An 8074-nucleotide genomic window follows, 5' to 3' on the forward strand; every position below is an offset into this window, starting at 1 on the left:
AGATTCGTCCGACCACCCCTCAGGAGGACCCTCTTGTCGAACCAGCCCCCGTACGGCGGACCTCCGCCTCAGGCCCGGCCGCCGTACCAGGGACCCCCGCCGCAGGGCCCGTCGCCGCAGTACGGTCCGGCTCCGCAGTACGGTCCGCCTCCCCAGTACGGTCCCTCCCCGCAGCAGCAGTACGCCGGCCCGCCCACGCCGTACTGGGGTCCGCCGCAGGGGCCGCCTCCGCAGGGGCCCGGCTTCGGCTGGGGCTCGGACGGTTTCCCGCCGCCGCCGCGGAAGAAGAGCAAGGCACCGTTCATCGTGCTGCCGATCGTGGTCGTGGTGGCCGGCGTCGCGGCGCTGCTGATGTGGCGGCAGGTGTCGTCCGGCCGGGACGACGACTACACGTCGCCGCAGCCGACGTACACGTCGACGTACGAGCCGACCGCCGAGCCCACGGAGACCGGCGCGCCGACGATCCCGGCCACCCGGCCGACGCGCACGCGGCCGACCGCGACCCGGACCACCCCGACGACTCCGCCGCCACCGTCGGACTTGGACATCGTCACGAAGAACCGGATCTACAAGACCGGCGTCCAGCGCACGGTGAACTGCCGCGAGTCCAGCGCCCGGGCCAACAGCCCGGCGAACGCGCGGAAGTACTACACCCAGATCCTCAGCTGCCTGAACCGCGCCTGGCCGCGGCAGGTCGCCCTGTCCGGCAAGACGTTCGCCCCGCCGCGGATGATCGCCTTCACCGGCCCGGTGAGTACGCCGTGCAGCGGCAACGCGCCCAGTTCGTTCTACTGCTCGGCGAACCGGACGATCTACATGGACGCGACCACCGACCTCAAGCGGTACAGGCAGTTCCTGGGCTACGGCAACCGGTCCACCGCGATGGCCTTCCTGCGGGCGGACATGTCGGACACGATGGCGCACGAGTACGGCCACCACCTGCAGCACCTGACCGGGATCCTGCGGGCGTCGTCGAACATCCAGTACGAGCGGTCCGGCGACGCGGCGCTCCAGATGAGCCGTCGGCTCGAGCTGCAGGCGACCTGCCTGGGCGGTGTGTTCCTCGGCGCCAACAAGAGCAGCTACGGCCTGAACGGCGGGTTGTTCAAGTCCCAGCTCGACTGGCTGCACGCCCACCAGGGCGACGAGTACGGCACCCGCCGCGACCACGGCAGCCGCGCGGTCGTGCCGCGCTGGGCCGCCGCCGGCTTCAAGACCCGCAGCCCAGCCTCCTGCAACACCTACCTCGCGGCCGCGACCTACGTTCGGTAAATACTCACAATCGAGTCGACCGCAAGGGTTGATTCTTACCGAACCCGGGTAGAACCTCCGGCGAGCGCTCTGTCCCGCCCCTCATCGCTCTGTGGAGGTTCACCGTGAAGTCCGCCCTTTTCACGGGTGCCGCCGTCACTCTTGGCCTGCTCCTGGCCTCGACCGGCCCCGCCCAAGCACGCCCCACCGATCCCTCGTCGCCCGACGCGGTCACCGCCGCACCCCAGCCGACCCCGCAGGCTCGTCAGCACGGCATCCACAAGGCCGGCGACGCGTACATGGGCTGGCTGCACAACACCACGACCAGTTCCGCGCCGGCCGCGCCGGCACCGGCCGCGGTGGTCGAAGGGATCGACGTCTCCAGCCACCAGGGCAATGTCGACTGGCAGTACTGGTGGAACCAGGGCAAGCGGTTCGCCTACGTGAAGGCGACCGAAGGCACGTCGTACCGCAATCCCTACTTCGCCCAGCAGTACAACGGTTCCTACAACATCGGCATGATTCGCGGCGCGTACCACTTCGCGCTGCCGAACAACTCCAGCGGCGCCACCCAGGCGAACTACTTCGCGAGCAACGGCGGCGGCTGGTCCCGCGACGGCCGGACCCTGCCGGGCGCGCTCGACATCGAGTACAACCCGTACGGCGCCACCTGCTACGGGCTGAGCCAGTCCGCGATGGTCAGCTGGATCCGAGACTTCGTCAACACCTACAAGTCCCGCACCGGCCGGGACGCGGTGATCTACACCAACCTCGACTGGTGGACCCGCTGCACCGGTAACAGCACCGCCTTCAACGCCACCAACCCGCTCTGGGTCGCCCGCTACTCCTCGACCGTGGGCACGCTGCCGGGCGGCTGGCCGTACTACACGTTCTGGCAGTGGACCTCGTCGCCGCTCGACCAGAACCACTTCAACGGCGACCAGTCCCGGCTGGTTGCCCTCGCCAACGGATAAATCCCTGCCTCACGTCGCGTCGGTCGCATAGTCTCGATCGGTGAGCGTTTCGCTGCCGATCGAGACTGACCGCCTGACCCTTCGCCGCTACCTCGAGACCGACTACGACGATCTGCTGAAACTGCAGTCGAACGACGACGTGGCCCGGTTCCTGCTGTACGACGCCCAGACGCCCGAGCAGGTCCGCGACACGACGTTGCCCCGGCGGCTGGCGGACCTGCCGCCGATGGACACCGACGGTCAGGCGGTGACCCTGGCCGTGATCCTGCGAGAGACCGGGCAGCACCTCGGCGAGGTGTCGTTGTTCGCGCAGAACGCCGCGCACCGGGGCGGCGAGATCGGGTTCGTCTTCCACCCGGAGTTCCACGGGCATGGGTACGCCGCCGAGGCGTCGGTGGAGATGCTGCGGCTCGGGTTCGAGGAGTTCGGGATGCACCGGATCATCGGCCGCCTGGACGCCCGCAACACCGGGTCGTCCGGCTTGCTGAAGCGGTTGGGGATGCGCCACGAGGCCACCTTCGTGAAGAACGAGTTCATCAAGGGTGAGTGGACCGACGAGGCCGTCTTCGCGATGCTCGCCGACGAGTGGAACGACCGCTCGTAACTATTTACCGAACAAGACCACACCCACGCCACGCGTTCACCGCGACACGGCCGGGTGCCCGATCTACCGTCGGTGTATGACTGTGCACATTGCCACGCTGCCGCGCGGCGGGTCATGGGGCGGTAACTCCCGGCCTTCCCTCGTCGCTTCAGTCGCTGCGCTCCCTCCGCTCCTCGGTCCAGGCCGGGTGGCCCCATGACCGGCGCCCGCAGTCTCACCGCGCTGATCGCCGGTGCGGTCGTGCTGACCTGTGGCTCCGTGCCGAGTCAGGCCGCCAAGGTGCCGCAGCTGCGCGACATCGCGTACACCACGTGGACGTCGACCGCCGACTTCCTCGCCGGTGCCCACTCCGGCACCGCCGTCGCCGACGGCGCGCTCACCTTCGGCACGTCGACCGGCACCACGGCGTACGTCGACCCGTTCGGCGACGGCACCGCGAAGAGCTACGACCGGACCAGCTGGACGTCGCCCGTCGTCACCAGCGACTTCCGGCTGACCGAGCTGATCGCGTCCTGGAACGCCACCACGCCGCCCGGGACCTGGGTGGAAGTCGCGATGTCCGGCCGCACCGATCTCGGCAGCACCACCAAGTGGTACGTGCTGGGCCGGTGGTCGAGTGGCGACGACACCGCGGCGGGCGACATCCACCGCACCTCGGTGCCGGCCCAGAGCGACACCAACGGATCGGTGGCGGTCGACACCTTCGTCGCGGCCGAGGGCCGGTCGCTCGACCGGTGGCAGCTGAAGGTGACGCTCCACCGACTCGCCGGTACGACGCAGTCCCCGGTGGTCCGGTCCGTCGGGGCGGTGGCGTCCTTGCTGCCGGACGCGAAGAAGGTGCCGGTGAGCCCCCTCGGTGGCGCGGAGGGGATCGTGCTCGACGTCCCCACGTACTCGCAGGAGACGCACATCGGGCACTACCCGCAGTGGGACGGCGGCGGTGAGGCCTGGTGCTCGGCGACCTCGACGGCCATGGTGCTCGACTACTACGGTGCCGGGCCGGCCGGCGACGAGACGGCTTGGGTCGACCCGGCCGACGCCGATCCGCAGGTCGACCACGCGGCCCGCTCGGTCTTCGACTACGCCTACGACGGCGCCGGGAACTGGCCGTTCAACACGGCGTACGCCGGCACCCGCTCGGTCGACGGGTTCGTCACCCGGCTCCGGTCGCTGACCGAGGCGGAGCAGTTCATCAAGGCGGGCATCCCGCTGATCGCCTCGCTGTCGTTCAAGAAGGGCGACCTGCCCGGCGCCGGATACGGGACGAACGGGCACCTGATGGTGATCGTCGGCTTCGACCCGGACGGCAACGTGGTGGTCAACGACCCGGCGTCGCACCTGATCCCGAGCAACGACGAGGTCCGGACGACGTACGACCGGGCCGCGTTCGAGAACGCCTGGGTGCCGCACTCGGGCGGACTCGTCTACGTGATCCACCCGGCCGGGACGCCGCTGCCGCCAACAGGCCCACAGGCGAACTGGTAGAAGCGGCAGCGCCCGCACACCGGGGCGGTGTGCGGGCGCTGTTCCGGTCTCCTACCGCGCGAACAAAGCACCGGTGAGGTTGGTGGTGAGGTTGCGGAGCGAGTCCGGCAGGTACTGCAGGTGCCAGCCCCGCGGACCGCGGTACCACGCGAAGCCCTCGTCCTCGCCGATGTCGTCGTCGGTCGCGACCAGCGCGTCGATCCAGCGCTCCGAGCCGCCGAGGACGACGGCGTACGGGAGGGCGCGCGCGCAGAGCTCGGCGTGCTGGTCCGACGGCAGTTCACTGACGTCCATCTCGAGCAGCTCACCGCGGATCGCCGCGACCTGGCCGAGCACGCGGCCGGCGGCCGGCGCCTTGGCCGGCATGTAGCGGCCGACCATGATCAGTCCGACGCCGACGGCGGTGATCGCCAGGCCCAGCAGGCCCCAGGTCGACAGCAGCGCGAGCACGACGGTCAGGACGACGCCCAGCACGGTGGTCACGATGCCGACGGTCGCCCACTGTGAGCGGGTCCGGTCCGGCCGCTCGCTGAACCAGCCACGCTTGACCACACCGTCGTACAGGGCGTCCTGGACCTGGTTGAGGTTCGCCCGGACCTGGCGGCCGAGCTCGGAGACCAGCACCGAGTCGGAGTCGCCGAAGATCGCCCGGATCAGCACGTTCTCGTACCGCTGGAGCTCCTCCGACGGCGCGTTCGCGACCCGGCGCAGCTCCCAGTCCGGCCGGGCGTACTCGGAGTCGTGGTCCTGCTCGATGATGGTGAGGTGGCCGCGGACGGCCAGGTCGATGATGGTGGCGGTGACGTCCACCGGGTCGATCCGCTCGTCGATCAGCGTGCCGACCTCGCCGGGACGCAGGTCCGACGGCGGGGTGAAGTCGATCCGGGTATCGGCGCCGAGGCTGAACAGCGACGCCGGGACGACGCGCCGCGGGTCGACGCGGTCGCGGCCGCGGAGCCGGTACAGCACCAGCAGCGCGATCGCCCCGAGCAGCAGCACGGCCAGCGCGGTCAGCAGCTGCGCGGTGTCGGTAGAGAACGCGCGCTTCAACGTCTTGCGGTACTCGACGATCGAGTTCGCGGCGATCTCGCCCTCAGGAAAGCCGACCGTCATCCGGACCGTGTTGCCCGGCGGCAGTCCCTGCTGCTGGAACGTCGGCCCGGCGGTCTCCCCGATCTGCGCCAGCGTGCACGGGGTGTTGCTGTCGATCGCGCCGGCGAAGCAGGAGACGTGCGTGACCTCCGGCGTGCTGAAGACGATGTTCGCCTGCTGGACGGTCAGGTTGATCCCGGTCAGCGGGGCGAACCGCACCTCGGTGCCGTTCAGCGTCTTCGCGACCGCGCCCTTGACCGTGTAGGTGAAGTCCAGTTGGGTGGCGCCGCTGACGTCGGCGACCGCGATCGAGGTGACGTCGCCGTTCGTGCTCAGCTCGGTCTGCTTGTCCTGGCCGCCGGACGTGACCTTCAGGTCCTCGATCCGCTGGACGTGGTCGACGTCGTCGGGCAGGTGGTCGCGGGTGACCACGAACCGGGTGAAGGTCCCGGTCACGTTGCTGAGCTTCCAGGTCTCGGAAACCTTCAGCTGCCCGTCACGTTCGACCCGGACCTGACTGTCGAAAGTGGTGACGACCGGGTCGGCCGCACCGTGGGAACCGGTCGCGCCGGCGGGGACGCCGGTCAGGGCCGAGAGACCGAGGGCACACAGGGAGAGCCCGAGCAGACGTAGACGCATCGCCCAATCACACCGTAAAGAGAGGGTCAGTTGACCCGGGCACCATACCGTGACAGGCGGACTTCCGGCGTCGTCCCGGCAGTTGAGCTGGGCAACCGTCGGTGAGCCGGGGCTCGGATAGCGTCTGGCCCGTGTCAGGCAACCATTGGGGCCCGCCGCCCGGCCGGCAGCCGCAGCCTCCGTACGGTGCCCCGCAGTGGCAGCCGGGTCCGCAGTACGGCGGTCCGCCGCCGCACCAGGGGATCCCGCCGCAGTACCAGGGGATGCCGCCGTACGCCGGCAGGCCGGGCGGGCAGCCGCAGTTCGGGTGGGGTGCTCCGCCAGGTGGACCGCCGCGGCCGCCGCGGAAGAAGGGCGGCGGGGCGAAGGCGGTCGTCGTCGTGCTCGGGGTGGTCGCACTCGGCGGCGTCGGGATCCTCGGCATCTCGAACGCTCTGAAGGACGATCCGTACACGACTCCGTCGTACGCGCCCACGAGCTACCCCCCGACGCACGCGCCGTCGCAGTCCCCGTCGATGTCGCCGTCCGTCGTGGTGAACAGTCCGACGGCGACCAGGACGACGACGCGGCCGACCGCGACCAGGCCGACCGCGCCGCGGACGACGTCCACCCCGAAGCCCAAGCCCGGCCCGACCGACGCCGACCTGGTGCTGCGGAACAAGGTGTACAAGGCCGGGGCGATGAGGTCGGTGAACTGCCGGGAGTCGCGGTCCCGTCCGTCGACCGTGTCGGGCGCACGGGCCAACTACGCCAACCTGCTGAACTGCCTGAACCGGTCCTGGCCGGCGCTGCTCGCCAGGTCCGGCGCCCGGTTCCGGCCGCCGACCGTGCAGTCCTTCAGCGGAACCGTCAGTACGCCGTGCGGGATCGGGAACGACTCCGGTCCGCCGTTCTACTGCGGCAGCAACGAGACCATCTACATGAACCTCAGCGAGGACCTCGGCAACTACAACCGCTACCCGCAGGCGTACCAGAAGGTGTGGGCGCGGATGTGGATGCTGCACCAGTTCGCGCACGAGTACGGCCATCACGTGCAGAACCTGACCGGCATCCTGGCCGCCAACCACCGGATCCGGTACGAGGCGCCGACCCGGGCGAAGGAGCTCGAGGGCAGCCGGCGGCTCGAGCTGCAGGCGTCCTGCTTCGGCGACATCTTCATCGGCGCGAACCGGCGCAGCTACCCGGTCACCGGTCAGTCGCTGTTCCAGTGGAGGTGGCTGATCCGGAACTGGACCGACCACAACAACGACCACGGCGACGGCGTGAACCACCAGTACTGGGCGACCCGCGGCTTCACCAGCCGCAACCCGAACGTCTGCAACACCTTCGTGGCCTCCGCCGCCAGGGTGCGGTAGACCCGGGCTAGCGTGGTGCGTCGGGATCACGCAAAGTATGTGTCCGGGGGCGGACAGTCCGGGGGGACGGACGACCGGGCGCGGCGTCGGCACCCCGAACAGCGCCGGATGCACCACGTTGACGGCTACACCCAGAAGGTCGTGAGGAGTATCGATGTCGGACAACTGGAATCCACCCCCGGAGCGGGAACCGGCTGACGGCGACCAGGCCGCCGGTCCGCCGGAGCAGCCTGCCAGGGATGGCCAGTCGCCCAGGTGGTGGAGTGGGAGCACGGACGCCAAGCGCGAGTTCCAGGACCCGAGCGCGGCGCAGGGTGAGCGTCCGGCGAACAACTGGTTCGGCGAAGGGTGGGCCAACCGGCGGCCGGAGGACCCGGACCAGGACCCGGACCAGGGCCCGGGCCGGCAGACCCGCCCGGAGCAGTCGCGGGGCGGACCGGCATGGGGTGGTCCCGGGCAAGGTATGAACGAGCAGGCGGGTTGGCAGTCGCCGCCGACGTACGGCAGCGTGCCGCAGTCGCCGCAGACCGGGCCAGGCGCCGACCCGCACGCCGGACCAACCCAAGGCTCGGCCTCGCACGCCGGCCCGGCCGGCGGTCCTCAGCAGCCCGGTCCGCAGTCAGGAGGCCGACAGTCCGGCGGTCCACAGCTCAGGAGCCCTCAGGCCGGCGGCC

Annotated in this window: 6 protein-coding genes and 1 pseudogene; 6 read left to right on the forward strand and 1 reads right to left on the reverse strand. The window is 70.3% G+C overall.

What is annotated here, in order from left to right; translation table 11 throughout:
• Positions 1 to 33: 33 nt before the first annotated feature.
• The 4 genes from E1218_RS33470 to E1218_RS33485 all read left to right on the forward strand — a co-directional run bounded on the left by E1218_RS33470 (position 34) and on the right by E1218_RS33485 (position 4314).
• Entirely contained in the window at positions 34 to 1272 is a 1239-nt protein-coding gene (locus E1218_RS33470) for a neutral zinc metallopeptidase (RefSeq protein WP_165949530.1), read from the forward strand.
• A 104-nt stretch (positions 1273 to 1376) separates the two neighbouring features.
• Complete coding sequence (locus E1218_RS33475) at positions 1377 to 2225, forward strand: lysozyme (protein ID WP_202866337.1); 849 nt, start codon at positions 1377 to 1379, stop codon at positions 2223 to 2225.
• A gap of 40 nt (positions 2226 to 2265) precedes the next feature.
• Entirely contained in the window at positions 2266 to 2829 is a 564-nt protein-coding gene (locus E1218_RS33480) for a GNAT family N-acetyltransferase (protein WP_132327058.1), read from the forward strand.
• 195 nt (positions 2830 to 3024) lie between these two features.
• Positions 3025 to 4314, forward strand: coding sequence for a peptidase C39 family protein (locus E1218_RS33485; RefSeq protein ID WP_132327059.1), 1290 nt, complete (start codon positions 3025 to 3027; stop codon positions 4312 to 4314).
• Between the two features lie 51 nt (positions 4315 to 4365).
• On the opposite strand, the gene E1218_RS33490 is transcribed toward E1218_RS33485, so the two are convergent.
• Complete coding sequence (locus tag E1218_RS33490) at positions 4366 to 6045, reverse strand: DUF2207 family protein (protein ID WP_132327060.1); 1680 nt, start codon at positions 6043 to 6045, stop codon at positions 4366 to 4368.
• A 131-nt stretch (positions 6046 to 6176) separates the two neighbouring features.
• On the opposite strand from E1218_RS33490, the gene E1218_RS33495 reads away from it, so the two are divergent.
• On the forward strand, positions 6177 to 7400 hold the full coding sequence (locus E1218_RS33495; RefSeq protein WP_233712645.1) for a neutral zinc metallopeptidase: 1224 nt from the start codon (positions 6177 to 6179) through the stop codon (positions 7398 to 7400).
• Between the two features lie 154 nt (positions 7401 to 7554).
• Positions 7555 to 8074, forward strand: a pseudogene (locus E1218_RS33500) (hypothetical protein); the annotation flags it as partial.

Source organism: Kribbella turkmenica (genome assembly GCF_004348725.1).
GTDB lineage: Bacteria > Actinomycetota > Actinomycetes > Propionibacteriales > Kribbellaceae > Kribbella > Kribbella turkmenica.